Raw genomic sequence first — 25,451 nt, 5'->3', positions numbered from 1 at the left:
TTTTGGGTTGAATTTTAAGATCTAATCTTTCGAATTAATGTAAGTGTAGCACTTATTTTTTCTTCAAGTACTTGATATTGCCCCGAACTGATGACTTGCTTCTCGAATAGCTGAGAACCCATCCCTACACAATATACACCCGCGTCAAACCATGTGATGAGATTGTCTGAAGAAGGTTCTACACCACCTGTAGGCATGATATTGACATCAGGCATTACAGATTTTACAGCCTTGACGAATCCAGCTCCAATCAAATTCCCAGGAAATGCCTTGACCAGCTGTGCCCCTAAAGTTTTGGCTTGAAATACTTCAGATATGGTCGCACATCCAGGAATCCAGAGTACACTTTTCATATTGCAATAATGAATCACCTCTGGGATCAATGCTGGAGAAACTATAAAATCAGCTCCAGCAAATAGGAACTGCTGGGCATCTTTTACAGTAAAAATGGTACCTATTCCCAAATATAGCCCCTCAAATGATTCACTATAGATTTTCAAAGCTTTGAATACTTCAAATGCATTGGTCTCCCTATTAGTAAACTCAAAAACTCTTACTCCAGCTTCATATGCTGATTTCAATACTGATTTTGCAACTTCAATGTCTGGATGATTGAATACAGGTATCATACCCGTTTCCTGCATAGCTTGAAGAATGTTTTTCTGTTGATTCATTGTTATGATTATGATTGTAGTCCCTATAACTATTGGGATTAGATTGTAGATTGTAGATTTTACTTTAGTCCTGAAATGCTAACTGGATTAGATTGAAAAACCTTGCTCAGGTTTAAGAATTACCTCATGGTACTTTGTACTTGGTACATCATACTTTATACAAGAATTCGTTTTTTTACCCTGCCTTTACCTCAGAAGCTTCCCAACATGCTCTCCTCTTACTAAGGCTTGAACTTCCTCAAGACTAACCAAGTTAGCATCACCCGGTATACTGTGCTTGAGCACAGAAGCTGCAACGGCAAATTCAAGTGCTTCTTGATCTTTATGATGTAAAAGACCATAGATCAAACCAGCCATGTAGGCATCACCTCCACCTACTCTGTCTATTATATGAGTCATTTGGTATGTTTTTGACTTGAGCAATTTTTCTCCGTTCCATAATAGTGCGTGAAGTCCATTTTCTGAGGCTGACACAGCGTCTCTTTCTGTGGAAGTGATGTATTTGATCTGAGGAAATGCTTTTTTCGCAGCTACACAAGCCTCTTCATAACTTGAAGAATTGATTTCCATACAGTTTTCAAAATCTGCTAATCCAGCGACGATCACCTGCGTATATTTAATAAGTTCAGGCATTATATCTAGTGGACCTTTACCATATTGCCAAAGATTCCTCCTATAGTTTATATCTCCACTGATCATCAAACCTTTACTACTAGCAGCTTGAAGTGCAGCCAAAGTCATGTCAGCTGCGTATTGTGAGAGTGCTGGAGTAATTCCAGTCCAATGAAACCAGCTTGCGCCATCAAATATTAGGTCCCAATCTACTTGCCTTGCATCAAAATTGGCAAAAGCCGAATCGAATCTATCATAGATGATTTTGGAAGACCGCTGCATAGAGCCGTTCTCTAGAAAATAGAGCCCCAATCTTCCTGGAGCAGTATAAACATGATCTATACCCACCCCCATCTGTCTAAGGTATTGAGTGGCAGCCTTGCCAAGATCATGAGGCGGAAACACTGTCACATGCTGAGTATCTATGCCCCATTGAGCAAGAGATACGGAAACATTAGCTTCTGCTCCTCCATACACTATATTGAACTGATCTGATTGAAGAAAGCGCTCATGACCTGGCGTACTAAGCCTCATCATGACTTCTCCAAGGGTAATTACCTTTACTTTCATCTTTTTATTATTGCTGAGCTTAAATTAATGCTTTATTATTTTTTTGTTTCCTAAACTTTTGCATAAATTGTGCAATCGATTGCGCAATATAAACAAAATTATCAATGAACCATAGGTTTTTACAAATTCATCCACTAGACAATGTCTTGGTAGCCTTGACGGATTTAGACTCAGGCGAAAATATTCAATTTCAAGATAAAAACATCATTTTAAAGAACCATATAGCTGCAAAACACAAATTCGCTTTAGAATATATCCCCAAAGGTGGAATAATTTATATGTATGGTTCTATGGTGGGAAAAGCAGTTCACGAAATCCCCCAAGGTGCTGTTCTCACTACTTCTAATGTACATCATGAAGCCAATACATTTAGTGAAAAAACCGAAACCACTGACTGGGAAAAACCCGATATCAGCAAGTTCAAAAATAGAACTTTTGATGGATTTTATAGAGAAGACGGCCAAGTAGGAACAGCCAATTACTGGATTGTGGTACCGCTTGTTTTTTGCGAAAACCGAAACGTAGAGATAATCAAACAAGCATTCGTAGAAGAACTCGGATTCAGCAAACCAAACCCTTTCAAAAGTCTTGTGCAACAAATGGCTGAGTTGTACAAGCGTGGTAAAAAAGAAGCTATTGAAGCTTTAGAAGTGACACAGGTATTAGAAAAAAAAGATCAAAAGCTATTCCATAATATCGATGGAATTAAATTTTTGACCCACCAAGGTGGCTGTGGAGGAATTCGACAAGACTCTGATGCACTTTGCGCTTTGATAGCAGGCTATATCCACAACCCCAATGTAGCAGGTGCTACCATCCTTAGTTTGGGCTGTCAAAATGCACAACCAGCTATACTACAAGAAAAAATTAATAAACTGAATTCAAAACTGACCAAGCCAGTTATTATACTTGAACAACAAAAGGAAGGCACGGAGCAACAATTGCTATCTTTAGCCATAAAGCAAACCTTCCTTGCTATGACAGAAGCTGACCAAATCCAAAGAAAGCCAGCGCCATTGAGCAAACTAACTATTGGTTTAGAATGTGGCGGTTCAGATGGATTTTCTGGAATTTCTGCAAACCCAGCTGTAGGTCATGTATCAGATCTGATTGTTGCGTTGGGTGGTAAATCCATACTATCTGAATTCCCAGAACTGTGCGGTGTAGAGCAAGAACTAATCAATAGATGCGTGGATGATACCATCGCCAAAAAATTCAGCAAATTGATGATTGCTTATGCAGCTTCTGCGGAAGCTGTAGGATCAGGGTTTGACATGAATCCATCACCTGGCAACATCAAGGATGGACTGATTACTGATGCCATGAAGTCATCCGGAGCAGCAAAAAAAGGAGGTAATTCACCAGTGGTAGATGTCTTAGATTATACAGAATATGCTACCAAAGCTGGATTGAACTTGCTATGTACTCCCGGTAATGATGTAGAAAGTACTACAGCAATGGCAGGTTCTGGCGCTAACATTATCTTATTTACCACTGGTCTAGGGACTCCTACTGGTAATCCCATCACGCCAGTGATCAAGGTATCATCCAATAGCAAACTTGCAGAAAAAATGCCTGACATCATTGATGTGAACACTGGGGGCATTATCTCAGGAGAAAAATCAATTCCAGAAATGGGTGAAGAAATGCTAGAACACATCATCAAGGTAGCAAGTGGGGAGATGAAAACCAAAGCGCAGCTATTGGAACAAGATGACTTTATTCCTTGGAAAAGAGGAGTTTCCTTATAAAAGTAAATGCCCGAGATCAATCTCGGGCACTTCTTTTTAAGATTCTAAAAAACTATTGCTTATTACTTTTCTCGTAATATTCCATTGATTTTGGCATCTGCTTATTCAGCTCTTCGATACGCCTATTTGGACCAGGGTGAGTTGACAGAAAATCAGGTGGCCTGTTTCCACTTGCTCCGGCGTTCATTCTTTCCCAAAATGCTGGAGCTTTTCTAGGATCGTATCCTGCTAAAGCCATAAAATCGAGACCCAACTGATCTGCTTCCAACTCATGTCTTCGGGAAAAACTCAGCATGCCAAGTTGACCTCCATAGCCTACAGCTTGTAAGAAAATATTTTGGGTCAAAGAAGGATTCTGCCCCATTGCTACTTGAACACCACCAATAAGTCCATTGAGTACTAGGCCATTTGACATTCTTTCACGGGCGTGGCTCGCAACTGCGTGAGCTACTTCATGACCCATTACTACTGCTACACCTGTTTCATCCTTACATATCGGCATGATACCAGTGTAAAAAGCTACTTTACCTCCAGGCATACACCATGCATTTATTTGTTCACTTTCTAGGAGATTGAACTCCCACTTGAAACCTTCTAGGGCATCAGCATAACCTCTTTCTGTCATGTACTTGGAGACTGCATCGGCTATCCTTCTACCTACCCTCGCGACCATTTGACCCTCTGCGGTATTGGTCACAACTTTACTTTCAGCTAAAACTTGTGAGTATTGCTCATAAGACATGGGTAGGATTTCTGAATTACCTACCAGGCTGAGTTGACTTCTACCACTTAATGGCACTTTGGCGCAAGAATAAGTGATCAACCCAATTAAAAACAAAATGGAAATTTTCCTAATCATATGCTCTTCATATTTTGCACGAAATTCACCAAAAAAGATGCCATTTCAAAAAAAAATTATTTTATTTCTTTTAATTTGCCCTTAGACTTACACCAACTTAACCATGAATAAAGAAGCCAAATCCTACCAAAGTAAAATGACGAACCCATTTGTATTTTGGTGGGCCATGTTTTTCAAATTACCATCCGCAGTTTTTTGGAGATTGAGAATCATAGAGCTCAATCTTCAAACGTGCAAATTGAGTATTCCTTTCTTCTGGAGAAGTCAGAATCCATTCCGATCAATTTACTTTGCAGCATTGGCTGGAGCTGGTGAATTGACTACTGGCGCACTTTGCCACCTTGCCATGGCGGGGAAAGGAAAATTTAGCATGCTTGTGGTTGATTTTAAGGCAGAATTTTTAAAAAAAGCTAATGAAAAAATCATTTTCTCTTGTGATCAAGGTAGTGAGTTGACGCAAATAATTGATCACATGAAAGTAGGTGAAACAGGGAAATTAACTATGATCTCTACAGGAACAAATAAATCAGGAGAGCCTGTGGCTCGGTTTTATATCACTTGGTCATTCAAAAGAAAAGCTTGATGGCGCTATTTCTTTCCTGTTCTTCGATCAAAGAAATCTATCAATCGCTGTTCTACAATTTTCCGCGGCATGTCTTTGAATTGATGATGCATATTGTTCAAGTTGAACTCAATGATCAAGTCATCTAAGTCTTGATCTGAAAGTTCATAGTTCTTTTTGAGTGATTGCATGACTGAGTCGGACTGAATCAAATCCAAATAGTCCTGTTGTCTCGCGATTTCGGCAAGTCTTTGCGCATATTGTCGCTTTTGCCTTTCACTTTTCATAAAATATGAAAATAATCCATCAATAGTAAGGGCAGGAACCAAGGCTTCATTATTATTAAGTCCAGCGTAAATTTTCCCTGGACCTGCTGACCTATCAGTCAAAGGTCTCAATCCCGAGCCATTCCCATGCTCTCCTATCTGAAAAGGAACTCTCTCATCTCTACCATACACATTGACCTGTGGAAGCATGCGGGCATTCATGTGGATTTCAACCAATACATGAAATTGATCCTGAATCTTCATCGCAGTTGGAATATAGTAGGATCTTCTAAATAGTATAGAATCTCCTGCTATACCTGGAATTCGAAAATACCCTCTATTATTGGTGGACACACTGTCACGTGTGCGAAAGTTGATGACCCATACGTCTTCTAAATACTCTTTGTCCAAGCCATCTACTACATTGCCTGTAATATTCTGAGCAAAAGATTCCAAAGCTAGTCCAAGGAATACCATAAATATGAGTCCTGATTTTATCACAGCATAAAATTAGGAGCATAAATAGAAATTGGAAAATTTGCTTTGTTAAAAAACTTTAAGGCCGAGGATGATCATTTGACCATAACCGAAGTTTCAATTTGATTAATCTCTGTCAATGCTTCCTTAAATTGATTCTTCATCTTATCCATCATCTCCAATGTATCTACAGGAAACTTGTTGATCATGTCAAAATAATAATTCACCCCTTGATTCAGATTCGACTTGAACCTATCCACGTACGCTTCAAATTTTGAGGGCTGATCTCCAAGGTACTTTGACACTTCTTCTTTTAAATAGTCAATATAAAGTTGTAGTTCTTTTACAAACATGTGTGGTCTATTTGGATCTTTCATGATATTGATTTTACCATAGATATGTCCCACCATTTCTTTCAGACTATATATGCCAGAAAAATATGCTAGATTGGGTCCTGGACAAATCGTTACAGCTTTCAAATTTCGAGCAGGAGTCTGTCCATTGGAAATTAAAACAGCTGCTCCCAATCCCTCACAAAGACAATCCTTTACTAAAATTTCTTGGGATTTCTTTTCAAATTCTTTTTGATCCAAATTTTGACTTTGGAGTTGCTTTAATTTTAAATTAAGATATTGTCTTGATGCTGTACAGATTGGCTTATCGGTGAACTCAGTACTGAAGGATAGGAATTTCTTATAACAGGGACTACCTGGTCTATCTTTCGCTATTCTTTCTTGACGCTGTGACTCACCACTACTTGTTCTTAAGTTGTTGAATTTTACTCCCAGTGGAGAGGCTTCACTTAGGTAATAGTCCGATTTTTTTGCATTGACGAGCTTTTCAAGTGTATGAGCATCTACATTTGTAGCTTCAGGTACCATCAAAAATGGACTACCCCAACCCGTTCCGTCTAAGTTATAATGATCGATAAGGAATTCATCCTCCTGTGAAGTGCCAATCCCCCCTTGCACTGTAATTTTGATTCTTTCGGTAGGGAGTAAAGAATTTTTGCCTTGATCTAATAATACTTGGTTGCATGCATTCCATAAAGTTTCTTGGAGCTCATTTCTATTACTTTTGAATTCTTCCAATATGGGACCAAGGAGTATTCCTTCTGTAGCAAAGGCATGTCCACCACAATTCAACCCAGATTCAATCCTAAATTCCGAAACCCATAGACCCTTTTTGGCGAAAAATTTCCCTTGGATCAATGCTGACCTGTAATCACTTACTTTCAGGATAATTCTTTTGGAAATCTTCCCATTGATATTTGGGAAAAATGAATCAAAAGATGCAGCGTAATTGTATAAAGCAGGGTTCAAACCAGCCGAAAACACTACTGATGATTCTAATTTGCTATTCACATATCCTCTCAGTGCTGCTAGAGCATCTGAATACTCTCGCGGCAGCAAATTTCCTTCTTTATCATAATTTTGCTTATCTACTTTGGTCATGATGTTCACATCAATCTTACCAAGAGTAATCATAGATTTGATTTTCTCTAGCATTTCACTCCTCAGAGTTCCATCAAAAATCATGGCTTCGTCATACATTTTTTTCAAAACATGTGAAGTCGGAAGCAATTCAATATACATGTCTAATTCACTTCCTGTATGAAAAGATTGCTTTTTGATGTTATCAATTTGTAATGCAACCTGGTCCGCCAAAAAATCCAAATAAGCGGTAATGCGCTTAGCTCTAGCGTCAGGCTCTTTATCCGTGATGGGTATAAAGGGTACATTTAGCATCCTACTTTTCACCCTTCGCAGGTCTTCACACAATTTATCATCCATAATAGATACTACAGATGATATTCCAAACTTCGCAACTTTGAGAGGTGTCTCTAAAGTGTACCCTAAACCCATCACTGGGATATGAAAGCTATGTGGCTGATTTACTTTTTTCATGAAACTCAAAGGAATTAAGTTTCAAACTTAGAAAAGCAAATGCATTAAAATCGTGAGCAATATCAGCATCAAAGATGATAAAAGTCATGGTTTTTAGATGACCATGACTACTTTCATTTTTTGCCTTTGTAGAGCTCAAACTTCATTAACCTACAATCTATAGTCCCATTATAGAACTCAATCTTCCTTGAAGGCCTCAGCCCAACTCTTTTTCCCAAAGGCAAATTGCCCGTAAAAATAAAACCTGTATACCCAGCACACTTCTTTTTCATAAAATCGCCCATACGCTGGTAGGTCTCAAGCAGATCTTCTTCTTCTCCTAGTCTCTCTCCATATTCTGGATTGATCATCAATATGCCAGTATCAGCCTCGGGAACATCACTTTCTTCAAAATCACACACTTGAAATTTGATCAATTCTTCTACGCCCGCAGTGCTTGCATTTTCTTTCGAAAACAGCACGGCTTGCTCAGAGATATCAGATGCTATGATGTTTAATTCCTTTTGATGATCAACCTTTTCTTCTAGTTCTGTCTTTAGTTTTTGATACACTTGATCTTCATAGCCTAGGAAATACTGAAAAGAATAATGGTCACGGTATAGACCAGGATATCTATTTGTAGCAATCAAAGCTGCTTCTATGGCTAGAGTACCAGAACCACACATTGGGTTGAGGAATGGACTTTTTCTATCCCATTCGCTGGCATATATCGTGGCTGCCGCCAAAGCTTCTAGCATAGGTGCTTTACCTGGTATTTTTCTATAACCGTGTTTGGCTAAAGTCTCTCCAGAAGTATTGATATACAAAGTTGCCTGCGTATCCTTCCAAAACAATTGAAACACAGCACCATCGTAATTTGACCCAGTATCAGGCCTTACTCCAGTCTGATCCCGAAATCTATCTACTATTGCATCCTTTACACGAACATTTACAAAAAGAGGATTGTCTACACTTTCATGCTCTACGTGTGAGTTGACAGAAAAATATGTAGACTCATTGATATACTCCTCCCAAGGTATAGACTTCACACGGCGGTAAATATCGTCTGCATGATGAAGATAAAATGATTTGATCTCAAACAAAACATGACTCGCGATTCTAAGGTGCAAGTTTAAATAAATACAATCCTCCATCGAGGCATCTATTTCAATATATGTCCTATTCACCAGTTTTGGCTTGAAACCAAGCTCATCAAGTTCCATTGCTACGTACGGTGCAAATCTATCTTTGAAAGTAATAACAACTTTCCCTTTTCTTGTAAAATCTAACATGTTGCAAAAGTAAGTAATCTAATCCTCTTCTTCTATCAAAACTGATGCTCCGATATAGGGACTCACCATAAAATAACCCAAAACATTACCATCATGCTCCAAAGGAAAAATATTTGAAACAGGATTTTGAGGTGGTGGACTGAATAGTCCTCCATCATTGAACAGAAGACTTACCAATTGAGAAAGGTAATCGTAAGCATTTTTATTGAGTCTGAATAACTCAAGTCTCACCCTATCTCCAGCAGCAAAAGTAAATCCTCCCAATTCAAACCCCCTATTCAAAATTTGAGTCCCAAATGTATCGTCAAAAAGCAAATAATCTGATCTCCTGTTCAGTAAAGTGTCATTTTTCACAACACGTAACCTATAATAATTGTCTTTATCAAATGGAATATCCCCGAACAAAGTTATGTAATAGCCTTCATCTCTGAAGACACGTTGATCTTTGAATTCATAAGTGATCGAATCCAAAATTGGTGGGGCTAATAATACACCTTTGGAAACATAAGCTTTGTCTTTGATAATCACACTAAGCTCATACTCTTGTCCGATTTGACCGATTTGATTGTTTGAAGGCAAGTATTTTTTCAATTGTTCATTGTATATAAAATTTGCTGATCTACCAGTCTGCAAATTTCTCACGGACACTTGTGCATCTTCAATTACCTCATTAGGAGAATCATCATAATATTCTCTAGATGTGGTGATGGTCACTTGGTTGAAATTTGGGACATTTGTCCAAATAGCTTCAATGACTGGTATGGGTTCTAGGGTATTAAGATCAAGAACCACTTCCTCTTGGCATGAAGAGAAGCATATAGCGATAAATATGGCTATGAATATCCTTTTCATTAGAATTCAAAATTGTAGGTTAAGGATGGGAGAAATGTAAAGAGATAAGTCATGACTGTACCTGGTCTTCTAGAAGTAATCGGATCATTTGAAGTTGGGGTGAAATTGATCTGCTCGTTGAAGATTTCTGTAAACTGATAAGAAAAAGGGTTTTTTCTACCATATAGATTGTAAATGCTAAAATTCCAGCTACCTCTCCATTTCTTTCCTCGGTTCACATTTTTCCAAGTGACTGAGGCATCCATTCGGTGATAGTCAGGGAATCGATCCGCATTTCTTTCCCCTGTATACAAAGGTAACCTCTGACTATCCACCACGTAGCTTCCCGCTGGGAAGGTTACGGCTTGACCAGTTGTATATACAAAAGTCAAATTAGCTGACCATTGCTTATCAAACTGATGATTCAAGACCAAATTTAGGTCATGTGGTCTATCAAATCTTGGATTGTACCATCTATCAAAACTAATTCCTTCAATTTTTCTCCAAGTCCTAGCATAAGCATAACTAAACCATCCAGTGGTTTTTCCAACATTCTTTCTCAATAGGAATTCGACTCCATAAGCATATCCATCTCCGACCAAGATTTCTGTCTCAACACGGTCAGTAAACAAAACACTCGCACCTTGACGAAGATCAATTAGATTTTTCATGTCTTTGTAGTAACCCTCTAAGGAAACCTCCCAGGTATCTTTATTGAAGTTTTTGAATAAGCCGACTGAAAATTGGTCTCCTCTGATGGGAGGAATATAAGTTCCCGCCAGAATCCATCTATCTAAGGGTAGACCGGCAGAACTGTTCGATGCAACTTGTAGGTATTGAAAGGCCCTATTGGCTGCAATTTTCAACGACAGATCTTCTCTTATCAGGTATCTAAAAGCTATCCTAGGCTCAAGGCCTTGGTACACCTTCATCCTTTCAAACCTATTGAATATCAAAGAATCAATTATTTCGGCTTCAGGTGTTGGTTCATTGCCTTCATATGTGTAGCTCGTCCCCCTACCATGCTGCTGATAAATCGACCACCTCAGTCCAGCTTCTACACCAATTTTATCTGATATTTCGTGATTCAGAGAGACAAATGGATTTATTTGTAAACCATTGAAAGGATTGGATGCCAAAGGTTGGATTGCACTGTTTGGAGCTGGATTCAAGTCAATTGATGCAAAATGATAAAATTGAAGATGGCTTCCCCAATTGACTTTTGTCTGCTCTGAAAAATGATAATTCCACGTAGCTTTTACTCCTGTCTCCCCCAAGGCATTGCCCCATTCAAATCCATTATCTGCATCATCAAAGGAGACTTTATAATTGTATCTGCTGGAGTAAGCATTTAAATCAAAAAACATCCTATCAGAAATGTTTCTGTTCCAAGTGGCTGCCCCCATCCAATTGGACCAACCAAAGCCAAACTGACCAGACAATCCTAAAAAATCAGAACCAAAATAAGAAGAAACAGTAAGTTTATCTTTATCACCAATTTTGAAAACGGCCTTTCCACTTAAATCATAAAAATAAAGATCGTTATTGTTGATGTTCGGGTCTGATGACAACCTTAAAAACAAATCAGCATAAGTCCTTCGTGCAGAAACCACGAAACTTGATTTGTCTGAAAACAGTGGCCCATCTACAGTCAACCTCGAGCTTATAGTTCCTATTCCCCCTTCTCCTTTGATTTTATCGAAATTACCCTCCTTGAGCGAAATATCGATTAGACTTGAAATTCTTCCTCCATAGTTGGCTGGAATATTTCCTTTGTAAAAATCTACTCCATGTATTGCGTCAGGGTTAAAAACAGAAAAGAAACCAAAAAAATGAGAAGGGTTATAAATGGGTGCTCCATCAATCTGCAATAAGTTCTGATCGGCAGATCCACCTCGTACAAATAAGCCCGTGGTGCCTTCCCCTGCCGTCTGTACACCAGGCAACAACTGTAAGCTCCTCAGTAAATCAACCTCTCCAAAGAGTGCAGGAATATTCTTGATTGTCTCGATGGGGACGACTGATTTACCCATATCTAGACTTTTTACATTTTGATCTGGCCTTGTACTATTGACCGTAACCTCCTGAAGATCTAGCTGATCTTCTCTTAGGTAGATTTTTAAATTCTTTCCAAGATCTCTGCTAGTTATTTCTCGTTCTATTTGTTCATAACCTATGAATGATACAATTAAAAAAGCTGGAAGCTTTTTGTATGGCAACTTGAAAGTACCTTCTGGAGAAGTAGTAACTCCTTCAGTTGGATTATTTTTCCAATATACATTCGCACCAGGTACAGATTGATTACTCTTGAAATCAACAACCAAGCCTTCGATATAGCTTTCTTCTTGAGCAATGGCGAGGTGAGAAAACATGGGGATAAAGCATATTGCCAAGGTGATACACCGCTGGAAAAGTCTCATAAATGAAATTGATTTTAAAGCTTAACGGTAAATAAGCATTTTTGATTGCTGAAATCAAAAATATTGTGAAGAGATACTGAAATAGTAACAATTAAAAAACAAAAACTTACCTATATTTTTCCTTTCGAATTACTGTATTTTTTTCGACCTTGTGGATACTATTTCATTAATTGAATATGATTCATCTTAGAAGATAAACTTTTAAATTAATGTTTGAAGAACCTGAAAAATACCAATCCATATTTGATATAATTCCAATACCTATATGGGTGGAGGATTTTTCAGAAGTAAAATCCTATTTGATATCACTGGGATTGGTTGGTTTATCAGAGGAAGAAATAAGGATGTATTTGCAGGACAATTTAAAAATAGTAAACAATTGCATATCGAAATTTAGGATACTCTCCTTAAATCATGCCTGTGTAGAACTTCACAAAGCAAAATCAAAAGACGATTTGCTTGAAAATATTCACAATATTTTTTCATTAGAATCCCTAGATGCCTTTATAGATCAGTTGGTCTATATTTGTAAAGAAAAATACTCTTATGAAGGGAAAGCTATCGTCAAAACCTTGACAAATGAACCAATTATCGTCCTTGTAAAGAGTAAAGTTTTGACAGGATATGAATCTTGTCTTTCTAAGGTATTGGTCTCTACCGAAGACATCACCAAAACGGTCAATTCTATTGAGCATAAAAATAACATTGCTTTGCAGCAGAGCAACGAGAGATTTATATATGCTTCGCAAGCTATATCAGACGCTATTTGGGATTGGAATATAAGTAAAGGTGAGGTATTTTGGAGTTCAGGATACTATACTCTTTTTGGTCACAAGCCTGGTCTTCGCCAAGAAAAAGAGGATGTTTGGGAAGAAAACATCCACCCCAAGGATTATTTAAAAATAAAAGCAAGTTTGGATACTGCCAAAAGTAATCCAAACCAATTGAAGTGGAATTCGACCTATCGCTTTAGGAAAAGTGATGGGACTTATGCCTATGTTTCGGAACATTCTTTGATTTTGAGGGACAAAAATGGAAAAGCTATCAGAATGATAGGTGCACTTCAGGATATCACTAGGCGCAAAAAATCCGAAAAATCAATTGTTCAAAAATCAAAGTTTCTCAAAATAATTGCAAATCTAGTAGAAGCAATGCTCACTTATGAAAGCTGGGAAAGTGTATTGGCTAGAAACTTAAAAGTAATTGGTGAATCAGCAGATGTAGATAGAGCATATTTATTGGCAAATCATACCATGAAGCATTCCTCTAAGCTTTGTACCAAAAAACTTTATGTATGGTGTAAATCTGATGATGAGATAGATGATAATTTAAATACCGAAACTTTATTAAGTCTAGATGAAAACCCAGTATTGTATAGAAATGCATTAGAAAAAGCACCTTTTTATACGCATAAAAGTTCAGTAAAAACTCAAAATTTGTGGGATTATATGGAAGCAAATCAGATTGTTTCCATATTATTGATACCCATACATTCTAAAAATACGTTATACGGCTTTTTGGGATTTGACTCATGCACAAAAGAAAGAGAATGGACCAAGGATTTGATTTCATTTTTACAAACGATAGCAAATAATTTTGGTAATGCTATAGAAAAAGAAGACTTTGAATTATCTCTTCAAAAGTTAAATAATCAATTAAAAGATAGTAACAAGGAACTTGAAATTTCAAACAGTGAGTTAGAGCAATTTGCATTTGTAGCCTCTCATGATTTGCAAGAGCCTTTAAGGATGATCACAAGTTTTTTAACTCTTCTAGAAAAGAAATATTCTAATCAAATAGATGATAAAGGTAAGCTGTATATCAAGTATGCCGTAGATGGAGCATTCCAGATGAAACAAATCATCTTGGATCTTTTAGAATTTTCGCGAGTAGGTTCAAAGTCAAATTTTGAGATTTCAAAATTTGAAGCTAAATCAGCAGTCAATGAAACATGTGACTTACTTGCCAGCAAAATCTTGGAGTCTAATGCTAAAATAACTTTAGGCAACTTACCAATAATACAAACTAACAAAAGTGCTTTCAAGCAATTGATTCAAAATCTTCTTTCTAATTCCTTAAAGTACACTTACAATGACATCACGCCAGTGATTCATATAGAATCTAAGGACTTAGGTAGCTTTTGGGAGTTTTCGATTGAAGACAATGGGATAGGTATTTCACCAGAATATCATTCAAAAATATTCAATGTTTTTCAAAGATTACATGACAAAACAACTTATTCAGGAACTGGAATTGGTCTAGCAATCTGTAAAAAAATCGCTAATTTAATAGGAGGAGATATCTATTTAGAATCAGCAGTAGGAAGGGGCTCCAAATTCTATTTTACTATACCAAAAAGTAAATAGTTCTGGTATTTTTTATTCAAATCATTTCGCTTTTTCAATACATTTTTTTGTACATTAACACTCCGATGTTATAACCGTACATTATCACCCAAAAATAACATTTAAACCCAGAGTAAAAGATCACCCTCTGCAACTCAACGCTTACTAAATAGCATGATTGAATTATAATTGATTGTCTAGCTACAAGCATGATTCTGAAAGAATTAAAATTGATTATAAGAAGACATACTATTTTCATCAGTGGAGAATTGATAAAATGAAGGATGTCTTTTTATATCTGCTCCCACCATTTGAATTGATTTAAAATTGAAACGGATTTCTAAGACTAGCTTACTGCATAAATATCCTATTGCTTTGGGAATTTTTGTGTTTTTAGTAATCAGTGGATTACAATATTTCACGGTAAAAGACTACGAGCTCAAGAAAAGAAATGAGGAGCAATATGTCAATGAATATTCTTTACTTATAGAGAAGCAAATAAATGCAGCATTGTCTAACAGCATTGCGATCACAAGGGTATTGGAGTTTTTAGAGAAAAAAGATAGCGTCACATTCGATGAATTTGTAATAGTTTCTAAGGATTTCTTAGAGACTAATACTTTTATAGATGCCATTCAATTAGTAGAACAAGGAAGGATAAAATTTACATATCCTCTTGAAGGAAACGAAGCAGCCATTGGTTTTGATATTTTAAATGACCCTGTCGCAAAAGGCGGAGCTTTAATGACGATAGAAAGAAAAAAACTTTATTTTGCTGGACCGATACATCTTAAACAAGGTGGTCTAGGTATCATAGGAAGGAGACCTATTTTCAAAAATGATGTTTTTTGGGGATTCGCTGCTGTGATTATAAAACTTGACTCTTTCCTTTTGGCACAAAAGTTTGATAATCCAGACCGTTCCAATTTTTATGTACAATTATCGTCGATAAACAAAGAAACAGGAGAAGAAGAGTTTTTTCTTCCAAAATCTCCAAAATCATATGACGGCTACAAAAAGACAGTCTTTATGCGAGATGGAGACTGGAAACTATCCATACAGCTCAAAAAGTCTACTGCATTTCAAGAAGTATATCCTTTTCTATTCATAAGGATTTTCCTCTCTATTATCCTAGGTTATATGACCTATCATATTGCAAGAACTCCCTCCATATTAACAAAACTCTTGGAAGAAAGGTCAAGAGAGATCAAAGAAAGTAATGAAAGGTTTGAATATGTAACCCAAGCCACCTCAGATGGTATTTGGGATTGGGACTTACAAACAGGAAAAGTGTATAGGACACCTATATTTGAAAGACTTTTTGGATATAGACTAGAGATGTACCAAGATTCCATGAAGTTTTGGTGGAGTCTATTGGAGCTGGATGAGTTGAAAAAACTTCAGCAAGAATTGAATAATTTCTTCCAAAGCAATCAACAAAATTGGGAGGCCCAGTACAAAGTGAGGACCGCCGAAGGTAAATTTGCCTATGTATTAGAAAAAGGAATAGTGATCAGAGACAAAGAATCAAAACCGCTGAGACTTATTGGTGCGGTAGTAGATGTCACTGAAAGTAAGGTCGCCGAAATGAAACTTATCCATTTGAGTGAGGAATTGGCAAATCGAGCCAAAAAACTTGAAGTTTCTAATGAAGAGCTTGAACAATTTGCCTATATCGCTTCCCATGATTTGCAAGAACCACTCAGAATGGTCACTGGATTTTTGAATAGGCTTGAAATGAAATATTCAAATGTTCTAGATGAAAAAGCAAAAGAGTATATCTACTATGCTACTGATGGTGCAAAAAGAATGAGACAAGTGATCCTTGATTTACTTACCTACTCAAGAATAGGCACTTCCACAGAGGAATCCAAAGTCATCGTAGTCGAGCAAGCTATCCGAGAAGTGATAAAACTCAACAAAAGTTTGATAGATGAAACTTCTGCTCAAATCTCATGGAATGAATTACCAAAAATCAAAATTCAAGAAACACCTTTTGTGCAACTGCTGCAAAACTTAATCGGAAATGCTATCAAATATAGAAGATCAGAATTAAATCCAGAAATACATATCGCAAGCTATGAAAATGAACTGGAATGGATTTTTGAAGTTGCAGACAATGGGATTGGCATTGAAGAAGATTATTTAGAAAAAATCTTTATCATTTTTCAAAAGCTCCATCCCAAATCTGAGTACGAAGGATCTGGAATAGGTCTAGCCATATGCAAAAAAATCATTGATAGATTTGGTGGAAAAATATGGGTGGAATCAAAAGTAAATCACGGAAGTAAATTTATTTTTACTATCCCCAAAAAATTAAATTGAAAAATTCTTACTTTTCTTAAAAACTAAATAAACCAAATAATAGGCTGTTAAAATGGTTTGAATCAATAATTTTTACTAAAAAATTTAATATTAACACTATGATTTAAAAGTATTATTACCCTGTTTAAATCAACTACGCAATCTTTTTTGTATATTCACACGAATCAATTTTAGCTTATTTCAAGTTAAAAGCATAGAAGAAGATACCCTAAATCATGAAAAATGTCCATATTTTATTAGTTGAAGACAATGAAGGAGATATTCTTTTGACGCTGGAAGCTTTAGAAGATGCTAGGATCAAAAACTCCATCAGTGTAGTAAAAGATGGTGAAGATGCAATCAATTATGTGAATAAAATAGGTAAACATAAAGATTCTACATCGCCAGATCTAATTATTTTAGATGTAAATCTGCCAAAGCTAAATGGACATGAAGTATTGGATAAATTAAAATCCCATGAAGAACATAGTCATATCCCTGTAATCATGCTGACGACATCGTCCTCTCAAATTGATATTATGGCATCTCATGAAAATCATGTAGATTATTTTATCACAAAACCGATGACCGCTGAAGATTTTATAGCTGCTGTAAGAACAATTGAAACTTTTTGGTTTTCTTTGATTACATTACCAAACAAAGAATGATCTTTTATGAAAGAAAAGTACAAGAACATAAAGATTTTAGTAATTGAAGACAATCCCGGAGATTTCGTCTTGATATCTGAATATTTGAAGGAAGTATTTTTAGATTGTGAAATAGACCAAACAAAAACATGTAAAGAAGCAATATTAAAAAAAATTGAGAATTTTGATGTTGTATTGTTAGACCTTAGTCTACCCGATAGAAGTGGAGTTGAATTGGTCACCACTGTTTTGAAAGCCGCAAAGCATACGCCCGTAATAGTGCTCACGGGTTATACAGATAAGAATTTTGCCATCAAATCGATAGGTCTTGGAACTGCTGATTACTTACTAAAAGATGAATTGAAGCCAGATATTTTGCATATGAGCATCATTTATGCCATGGAGCGTAAAAAAGTGTTCAGTCAGCTGGAATTATCAGAAAAAAGATACAGAGAACTTTTTCATCTAAGTCCTTTGCCTATGTATGTGTTTAACAAAGAGAATTTTAAATTTTTAGACGTCAATAAAGCTGCTATTTCTCATTATGGCTATAGCAAAGAAGAATTTTTGAGTATGACTGTTTTGGATATAAGGCCAGAAGGAGAAAAAGAAAGAGTCTATGAGATTATTTCTAAAATCTCCTCTTCGAATCCTGCCTATAAGTCATCTAATGTCTCCGGCCTATTTAAGCATATCAAAAAAAATGGAGAAGTGATAGACGTAGAAATAAGCTACAATGACCTAGAGTACCAAAGTCAAAATGCTATTCTAGTTTTAGCCAATGATGTGACTTTAAAGTATCAATACATAGAAGCTATAGAAAAACAAAATGCTAAACTTAAAGAAATTGCATGGATCCAATCTCATGTAGTGAGAGCACCTCTCGCTAGGCTCATGGGGTTAGTCAATCTTCTCAATTCGGCTGATGATGATCAGCAAAGAAGTGAACTCAAAGAAATGCTTCAACATATTATTGAATCCACGCAAGAGTTGGACAACATCATAAGAGAGATTTCCAACAAAACTGAACAAATTAATATTGATTCATTTAAATAAGCATTTTTTACTGCATTTTGACTTGGACGCTATAGAGATTTCTATGGGCAGCTTTCAGCCATGATTCATCAAATTTGATTATTTTTCTATCGTAAGTCATCAGGCCATTAGTCTCCACCTCTACATCTGTAGTCTGAGTGTATACTGCGGCTGATAGTCCAGCAGTGATTAAGTTCTCAAGTGTTTTCATAAACTCCCCATATCTATTAGCCAAGGCTTCTTTGTCTTTGAAGCTTTGATATCCCCAGTTGTCCTTGTCTTGCCAAGTATGTCCATAGACTGGAAGTCCCAATCCTCCAAACTCCCCTAGTACTATCACATTGTCTTTACCGTAGATCCCTGGATCTGGCATGGTAGCCGCTGGATAATTGTGTAAATCGATGATATCTCCAGTGATCTTCGCTCCCTCCATCTCAAAATTACCCCCACTTGCTGAATTGACTAGCCTGCTAGGATCATAATCTTGCGTCCATTCTGTGATCTCTTTAGTCTTAAACTGCCCCCAAGCTTCATTGAATGGAACCCAGACTACTATGGAAGGAAAGTTATAATTCGCATCTATGATGGCTTTCCATTCTTTTTTGAATATAGCTTCTGATGCTGCTGATCTGTCTCGATCAGTTCCCTTTCCTATGATACCTGGTCGCATTTCCCATTCATTTCCATGGTCGCCATTGGGCATGTCTTGCCATACAAGCATTCCCATCTTGTCACAATGGTAATACCATCTTGCTGGCTCTACTTTCACATGCTTTCTGATCATATTGAATCCCATCTCCTGTGTTTTGATGATATCAAACACCAAAGCTTCCTCATTTGGGGCTGTATAGAGTCCATCTGGCCACCATCCTTGGTCAAGTGGACCATATTGGAATACAAATTTATCATTCAACAGCATGCGTTTGACCCCATTGGCATCGTAACCCATGCTGATCTTTCTCAATGCTGCATAACTCTTTACTTTGTCAATAACCTTATTTCCTGACATCAAACTTACCTCTAGGTCATAAAGAAATGGGCTATCTGGACTCCAATGCTTTGGAGAAGGTATTTTGAGATCTATGACATTTCCTATACTCCCTTCTTGAGAGGCTACTTCTTTGCCGTCTGCGAGAGCTACTACTTTTACTTTGGTATTGCCACTAGCTCCTTTCACCGTAGGAAGTACTGAGATCGTTCCATTATCATAATCAGGAGTGTTTTTGATATGCGCTATATGAGATTCAGGTACTGTTTCCATCCATACGGTCTGCCATATTCCAGTGACTGGAGTATACCAAATCCCATGTGGGTTTTTGATTTGCTTTCCCCGTGGCTGTGGTCCGTCATCCGAAGGATCCCATACCCTGACTTTCACTTCTTGCTTCTCTCCTTTCACCAGCGCTTCGTTGATCTCAAAGTAGAATGGATCAAATCCTCCATGGTGAATCCCCACTGATTTGCCATTGACAAAAACCTCTGCTTCCCAGTCGACAGCGCCAAAATGTAGGTAAACTTTACCTCTTCTTTGGCTAGATTTTAGAGAAATTTCCTTAGCGTACCAAAGCTCATGCTCACTTCCCACACTTCGACCCACTCCAGAAAGTTGAGATTCTATCGGAAACGGTACAGTTATCTTCCCATCATAAATAGTGGGTGAGCTTGATCCTTTGCTTACAATAGCAAAGTCCCATTGCCCATTGAGGTTGACCCAGTTTTCTCTAGACATCTGAGGTCTCGGATATTCTTGATGAGGTGCGACAGGATTTACTTTTTCTGCCCACGGAGTAGAAATAGGTGGTTTACTTAGTTTCTCTTGTGCTTTGGTAGACGCCATCGTGAGGATCGCCATCAAAAATACCAAGCTTAGGTTTTTTAGGTTTAATTTTGTCATTGTAATTAAATTGGTTTATTGAATGAGTAGAAATATAGTTTAACTAGTATATTTGAAATGCTTCCGCTTACTGTACCATACAAACGATTTTAGAACGTATCTATTTGTAGATTATGAGTCAGTCCCAGTCGAATTTTCAGAGGTAATCAGACTGATACTAAACACCTATTTGTATGAATTTCAGACTCTGGTGAAAAAGTTGATAATCATAAAATTCTTATCAGCTTTATTTATATGAAGCATCTTGGTGAGATCATATCTTAACTTTAATTCTATACCTCAAAATATCGTGTATCATTTACTAAAATCTTGGATCAAGTAAATTCAGCTTATCACAAACATTGTATACGGTATCAGATTCGAGCATTCAAGAGTGAAATCAATAGTATTTAAAAATACCTCTAAAAAATTAGAAAAAGGGTAAATGAAGAAAATGTGCTATTTAATGCAGATTTTTTTTCAAACTCAGGAATTGAAAAAACTGAATGCACCTAGTTTCCAAAAATGTATTTATCCCTTCACAATATTTGTATTATCTTTGCACCTTCGAAAAAAAATGAAATTCAATGATATCTGTAGATAATTTATCTCTCAAGTTTGGTAAGAGAACCCTTTTTGAAGATGTAAATCTAAAATTCACTCCAGGGAACTGTTATGGTGTAATTGGTGCCAATGGTGCTGGTAAATCGACCTTTTTGAAAATCTTAGCTGGGGACATAGATAGCACCACTGGACTGGTCAATATCACCCCAGGTCAAAGAATGGCTGTCTTGAAGCAGAATCACTTTGAGTTTGATGAATACGAAGTCTTGAAGACAGTGATCATGGGACACAAGAAGCTCTATGAGATCATGTCCGAGAAAGATGCCATTTACATGAAGGAAGACTTCACCGAAGCAGATGGAATACGTGCATCAGAGCTTGAGGCAGAATTCGCAGAAATGGACGGATGGAATGCGGAATCAGATGCAGCTTCTATGCTTTCAGGACTGGGCATATCTGAAGACTTGCATTACTTACCCATGAAGGAGTTAGCTGGAAATCAAAAGGTAAGGGTTTTGCTTGCTCAGGCACTATTTGGAAATCCAGACATCCTTATCCTCGATGAGCCTACCAATGACCTCGATTCTGATACGATCAACTGGTTAGAGGACTTTTTGGTCAATTTCAGAAACCTTGTGATCGTAGTATCTCACGACAGACACTTCTTAGATGCTGTTTCTACACACATCGTAGATATTGACTTTAGCAAAATAAAAATATACTCTGGTAACTACACCTTCTGGTATGAATCTTCCCAGCTTGCAGCTAAGCAGAAGTCTGATCAAAACAAGAAAGTAGAAGAGAAAAGAAAAGAACTCCAGGATTTCATCGCTAGATTCTCTGCCAACGTTGCAAAATCAAAACAGGCAACAGCAAGAAAGAAGATGCTTGAAAAACTGAATGTAGATGATATTCAGCCATCTACAAGAAAGTATCCAGGAATCATCTTCAAGCCTGAAAGAGAAGCTGGAGACCAAATATTCATGACGGAAAGTCTAGCATTGAAAGATGACAATGCGGTGTATTTCACTGATGTCAATCTTATGGTAGACAAAGGTGATAAAATTGCCTTCATCTCGAAGACAAAACAGGCTGTTACTAAGTTTTTCCAAACCATCATGGAAGAAATCCCAACCCAAAAAGGCACATTCAAATGGGGAGTAACTATCAATAAGGCTTATTTGCCAAATGATAACTCTAAATATTTCCAGTCTGAACTGAGTCTGATTGATTGGTTGAGACAGTATTCTTCAAACCAAGAAGAAGCTCATGTAAGGACTTTTTTGGGAAGAATGCTATTCACTGGAGAAGAATCACTGAAGAAATGTTCTGTCCTATCTGGAGGTGAAAAAGTACGTTGTATGGTTTCTAAGATGATGCTCCAAAACCCAAATCTATTGGTAATGGATGAACCTACCAACCACTTGGATTTGGAATCAATTACAGCATTTAACAACGCCATCATCGAATTCAATGGAACGGTACTGATGACTTCTTACGATCATGCTTTCGTACAGTCCACAGCCAATAGAATCATAGAGTTCACCCCCAAAGGTACTATTGACCGAAGAATGCCTTATGATGATTATCTAGAAAGTGAAGAGATCAAAGCGTTAAGAGCAGAAATGTATTCTTAACGTAGTGTATAAAAAACCGCAGCACATCACATTCCCCAAGTTATTTTCTTGGGGAATTTTGTGTTTCTACAGTAATCTTGAATTGCAGCGTAGAAATTAGCATTTTAAGAATTTCAACATAAATGCATTTCATACATTCTCTACTCAAAAGCTATTTGTAATCACTTGAGTAGATAATTTAAGGGGAATTAAAAATTGCGAATGAGACTTTTCTTTTTTCAGCAAATGGCTCAAATTGATATAAAACCAAAAACAAGCTAAAAAATTGCTACTAACAGCTATAATCATTTACCTGATCATTACGGTAGCTATCGGTGCATGGTCTTCCAAACTGGTCAAAAATTCTAGTGACTTTGTACTTGCAGGAAGACAACTACCACTTTTCCTATCTGCCTCTGCCCTATTCGCCACTTGGTTTGGGTCAGAAACTATTTTTGGTGCTTCATCTGAATACTTGGATTCTGGCTTGCAAGGAGTGATAGAAGATCCATTTGGTGGTGCACTTTGCCTTGTACTTTTTGGCATGTTCTATTTACGCCCCATGTACCGGATGAATGTGCTTACCATAGGAGATGTTTATAAAAGGATTTTTGGGAATAAAGTTGAGTTCATGGCATCATTATTTATGATCCCAGCATACTTCGGTTATGTGGCAGCTCAATTGGTAGCCCTGGCATTGATTTTCAACTCCATAGCTGATATTTCTATAGCCAATGCTATTGTAATAAGTGCAGGTATCGTAGTTTTTTACACCTTTCTGGGTGGTATGTGGGCCATCTCTATTACTGACTTTATCCAGACAACCTTGATCGTAGTGGGTCTTGTCTGGGTATCGGTAATGGTTTCGCGACAAGCGGGAGGAATTGCCCCTATTTTGGAATCAGCACCAAAGGGCAGCTTTCAGTTTTTCCCAGAAGCTAATCCCACCGCTTGGCTGAATTACTTAGGGGCGTGGATGATTTTAGGACTCGGAAGTATTCCCAGTCAAGACATTTATCAAAGAGTCATGTCAGCCAAGTCAGAAAAAATTGCTATTCGATCCACGTATCTCGCTGGAGGATTTTATGTTACCATTGGACTATTACCACTTTTCATTGCTTTGGGTGCCAAATACCTCTATCCAGAAATTTACCTTGAAAATAAACAATTGCTACTCCCCGAAATGGTCTTAAGACATGGTGGCATTCATGTGCAGATCCTTTTCTTTGGTGCTTTGATATCAGCCATAATGAGTACTACCAGTTCAGGACTACTTGCTCCAGCAGCGATCATTTCAGAAAACCTCATCCGACCTCATTTTGGCAAGAGTCTCAATGACAAGCACTTTCTATGGATTTTGAGGACAAATATTATCCTAGTCGCTCTGGTCGCTACAATCATGGCACAATGGAAAACCAACATCTATGAGCTCGTTGCTGAGGCTTCTATGCTGATGTTGGTAAGTTTATTTGTACCTTTGACAGCTGGAATATATTGGAAAAAAGCCTCTGAAATAGGCGCTTTGGCATCTTTGATAGGTGGAATGCTTGCTTATTTGATATTATCATCGATGGATTTGCCTATCTATGCACATTTGCCCGCTCTATTGATCAGCCTGTCATTGATGATCTTAGGGACATGGGCTTTCCCAAAATTAAACAAAACATAATGCTTCAATATCCTAAAATTAGCTTAGCAAAGAACAAAGAAATCTCAATTTTGAGAAAACATCACTGGATTTTTTCTGGTGCAATAGCCAAAAGAGACAAGGATCTCGAAAATGGACAGCTTGTCCAAGTATACAGTGCCAAGGATGCTTTTCTAGGAATCGGTCACTTTCAAAATGGATCGATCATGGTTCGTATCATATCTTTTGAAGAAAAACCTATAGATCAGATTTTTTGGAATGCAAAAATCCAATCGGCACTAGCTGTGAGAAATCAAATGGGACTTATTGATCATGAAAACACTGATGTCTACAGATTGATCCACGGAGAAGGTGACGGGCTTCCAGGTTTGATCATTGACTTTTACAATGGTACAGCTGTGATACAGGCACATTCCATTGGTATGCACCATCATATCGAAGAGATTTCCAATGCTTTGCAAAATGCATATGGTAATCAATTAGCTGCGGTGTATGACAAATCTGCCGAGACACTGCCCAAAAACTTACCAAACTTAGAAAACAAATTGATATTTGGTGAACCTAAAACAAATTTGGTCAAAGAGAATGGCTGTATTTATGAAATTGATTGGGAAAAAGGTCAGAAAACAGGTTTTTTTGTAGATCAGAGAGACAATAGACAACTCTTTGGTCAATATAGTAAAAATAAAAAAGTCCTAAATACTTTTTGCTACAGTGGTGGCTTTTCTGTTTCTGCCCTGAAAGCTGGAGCAAAAGAAGTGCACTCCATCGATATTTCGGCCAAGGCTATAGAACTCACTGATAAAAATGTAGCACTAAACGCAGGATCAATCAGTGGAAAGCATGAATCTATTGTAGCTGATGTGGTAAAATACATCAAAGAAATCGAACAGGACTATGACGTAATCGTTCTCGATCCACCTGCATTTGCCAAAAACATGAAATCACGACACAACGCCGTTCAAGCGTACAAGAGATTAAATGCAGAAGCATTCAAACACATCAAGTCAGGAGGAATTTTATTCACATTCTCTTGCTCCCAAGTGGTGGACAAGCAATTATTTACCAATACCATAACAGCAGCCGCAATGGAAAGTGGTCGTAATATCAGGATTTTGCACTTCCTTTCCCAGCCACCTGATCATCCTATCAACATTTACCACCAAGAAACAGCCTACCTCAAAGGACTTGTAGTCCATGTAGAATAGACTTCCTTGGA

General features: G+C 37.3%; 18 protein-coding genes. 9 read left to right on the top strand and 9 right to left on the bottom strand.

The window, feature by feature from the left end:
* Positions 1-14: 14 nt before the first annotated feature.
* Both MM214_RS16885 and MM214_RS16880 read right to left on the bottom strand, forming a co-directional pair.
* On the bottom strand, positions 15-674 hold the full coding sequence (locus MM214_RS16885; protein WP_241297314.1) for a beta/alpha barrel domain-containing protein: 660 nt from the start codon (positions 672-674) through the stop codon (positions 15-17).
* 186 nt (positions 675-860) lie between these two features.
* Complete coding sequence (locus MM214_RS16880; protein WP_241297312.1) at positions 861-1,856, bottom strand: sugar kinase; 996 nt, start codon at positions 1,854-1,856, stop codon at positions 861-863.
* 104 nt (positions 1,857-1,960) lie between these two features.
* Between MM214_RS16880 and MM214_RS16875 the strand changes: the two genes are divergently transcribed.
* Complete coding sequence (locus MM214_RS16875) at positions 1,961-3,607, top strand: UxaA family hydrolase (RefSeq protein WP_241297310.1); 1,647 nt, start codon at positions 1,961-1,963, stop codon at positions 3,605-3,607.
* 52 nt (positions 3,608-3,659) lie between these two features.
* Here MM214_RS16875 and MM214_RS16870 read toward each other — a convergent pair whose 3' ends face one another.
* Positions 3,660-4,466, bottom strand: coding sequence for a M48 family metallopeptidase (locus tag MM214_RS16870; protein WP_241297308.1), 807 nt, complete (start codon positions 4,464-4,466; stop codon positions 3,660-3,662).
* 103 nt (positions 4,467-4,569) lie between these two features.
* On the opposite strand from MM214_RS16870, the gene MM214_RS16865 reads away from it, so the two are divergent.
* Entirely contained in the window at positions 4,570-5,049 is a 480-nt protein-coding gene (locus MM214_RS16865) for a DUF4442 domain-containing protein (RefSeq protein ID WP_241297306.1), read from the top strand.
* 5 nt (positions 5,050-5,054) lie between these two features.
* Here MM214_RS16865 and MM214_RS16860 read toward each other — a convergent pair whose 3' ends face one another.
* From MM214_RS16860 to MM214_RS16840, 5 genes are all read right to left on the bottom strand, one after another.
* Positions 5,055-5,795, bottom strand: coding sequence for a hypothetical protein (locus MM214_RS16860; RefSeq protein ID WP_241297304.1), 741 nt, complete (start codon positions 5,793-5,795; stop codon positions 5,055-5,057).
* A gap of 71 nt (positions 5,796-5,866) precedes the next feature.
* Complete coding sequence (locus MM214_RS16855) at positions 5,867-7,678, bottom strand: hypothetical protein (RefSeq protein WP_241297302.1); 1,812 nt, start codon at positions 7,676-7,678, stop codon at positions 5,867-5,869.
* A 113-nt stretch (positions 7,679-7,791) separates the two neighbouring features.
* Positions 7,792-8,949, bottom strand: a complete 1,158-nt coding sequence (locus MM214_RS16850; protein WP_241297300.1) for a THUMP domain-containing class I SAM-dependent RNA methyltransferase — start codon at positions 8,947-8,949, stop codon at positions 7,792-7,794.
* A gap of 18 nt (positions 8,950-8,967) precedes the next feature.
* A complete protein-coding gene (locus tag MM214_RS16845; protein ID WP_241297296.1) occupies positions 8,968-9,801 on the bottom strand; it encodes a DUF4249 family protein in 834 nt (277 codons plus the stop codon).
* Positions 9,801-12,200, bottom strand: coding sequence for a TonB-dependent receptor (locus MM214_RS16840; protein WP_241297292.1), 2,400 nt, complete (start codon positions 12,198-12,200; stop codon positions 9,801-9,803). The genes MM214_RS16845 and MM214_RS16840 overlap by 1 nt, the downstream gene beginning before the upstream one ends.
* Positions 12,201-12,409: 209 nt before the next feature.
* Between MM214_RS16840 and MM214_RS16835 the strand changes: the two genes are divergently transcribed.
* The 4 genes from MM214_RS16835 to MM214_RS16820 all read left to right on the top strand — a co-directional run bounded on the left by MM214_RS16835 (position 12,410) and on the right by MM214_RS16820 (position 18,552).
* Complete coding sequence (locus MM214_RS16835) at positions 12,410-14,566, top strand: PAS domain-containing sensor histidine kinase (RefSeq protein ID WP_241297290.1); 2,157 nt, start codon at positions 12,410-12,412, stop codon at positions 14,564-14,566.
* Between the two features lie 306 nt (positions 14,567-14,872).
* Entirely contained in the window at positions 14,873-16,870 is a 1,998-nt protein-coding gene (locus tag MM214_RS16830) for an ATP-binding protein (RefSeq protein WP_241297288.1), read from the top strand.
* A 215-nt stretch (positions 16,871-17,085) separates the two neighbouring features.
* Positions 17,086-17,517 carry a response regulator gene (locus MM214_RS16825; protein ID WP_241297287.1) on the top strand — a complete coding sequence of 144 codons (432 nt, stop codon included), beginning with the start codon at positions 17,086-17,088 and terminating at the stop codon, positions 17,515-17,517.
* Between the two features lie 6 nt (positions 17,518-17,523).
* Positions 17,524-18,552: a PAS domain S-box protein gene (locus tag MM214_RS16820; RefSeq protein ID WP_241297279.1), complete on the top strand. Its 1,029-nt coding sequence runs from the start codon at positions 17,524-17,526 to the stop codon at positions 18,550-18,552.
* Between the two features lie 7 nt (positions 18,553-18,559).
* On the opposite strand, the gene MM214_RS16815 is transcribed toward MM214_RS16820, so the two are convergent.
* Positions 18,560-20,425: a glycoside hydrolase family 2 protein gene (locus MM214_RS16815; RefSeq protein WP_376856762.1), complete on the bottom strand. Its 1,866-nt coding sequence runs from the start codon at positions 20,423-20,425 to the stop codon at positions 18,560-18,562.
* Positions 20,426-20,991: 566 nt separating this feature from the next.
* Between MM214_RS16815 and MM214_RS16810 the strand changes: the two genes are divergently transcribed.
* From MM214_RS16810 to MM214_RS16800, 3 genes are all read left to right on the top strand, one after another.
* Positions 20,992-22,605: an ABC-F family ATP-binding cassette domain-containing protein gene (locus MM214_RS16810; protein ID WP_241297277.1), complete on the top strand. Its 1,614-nt coding sequence runs from the start codon at positions 20,992-20,994 to the stop codon at positions 22,603-22,605.
* A 265-nt stretch (positions 22,606-22,870) separates the two neighbouring features.
* Positions 22,871-24,253: a sodium:solute symporter family protein gene (locus MM214_RS16805; protein WP_241297275.1), complete on the top strand. Its 1,383-nt coding sequence runs from the start codon at positions 22,871-22,873 to the stop codon at positions 24,251-24,253.
* The gene (locus MM214_RS16800; protein ID WP_241297273.1) at positions 24,253-25,440 is read left to right on the top strand and encodes a class I SAM-dependent rRNA methyltransferase; all 1,188 of its coding nucleotides are present in this window, start codon (positions 24,253-24,255) and stop codon (positions 25,438-25,440) included. Before MM214_RS16805 ends, MM214_RS16800 begins: the two co-directional genes overlap by 1 nt.
* Positions 25,441-25,451: the final 11 nt, after the last annotated feature.

The sequence above is a fragment of the Belliella kenyensis genome (genome assembly GCF_022549675.1).
GTDB lineage: Bacteria > Bacteroidota > Bacteroidia > Cytophagales > Cyclobacteriaceae > Belliella > Belliella kenyensis.
Note: the sequence above shows the minus strand (reverse complement) of the source record. Positions and strands in the feature narration are given on the sequence as shown.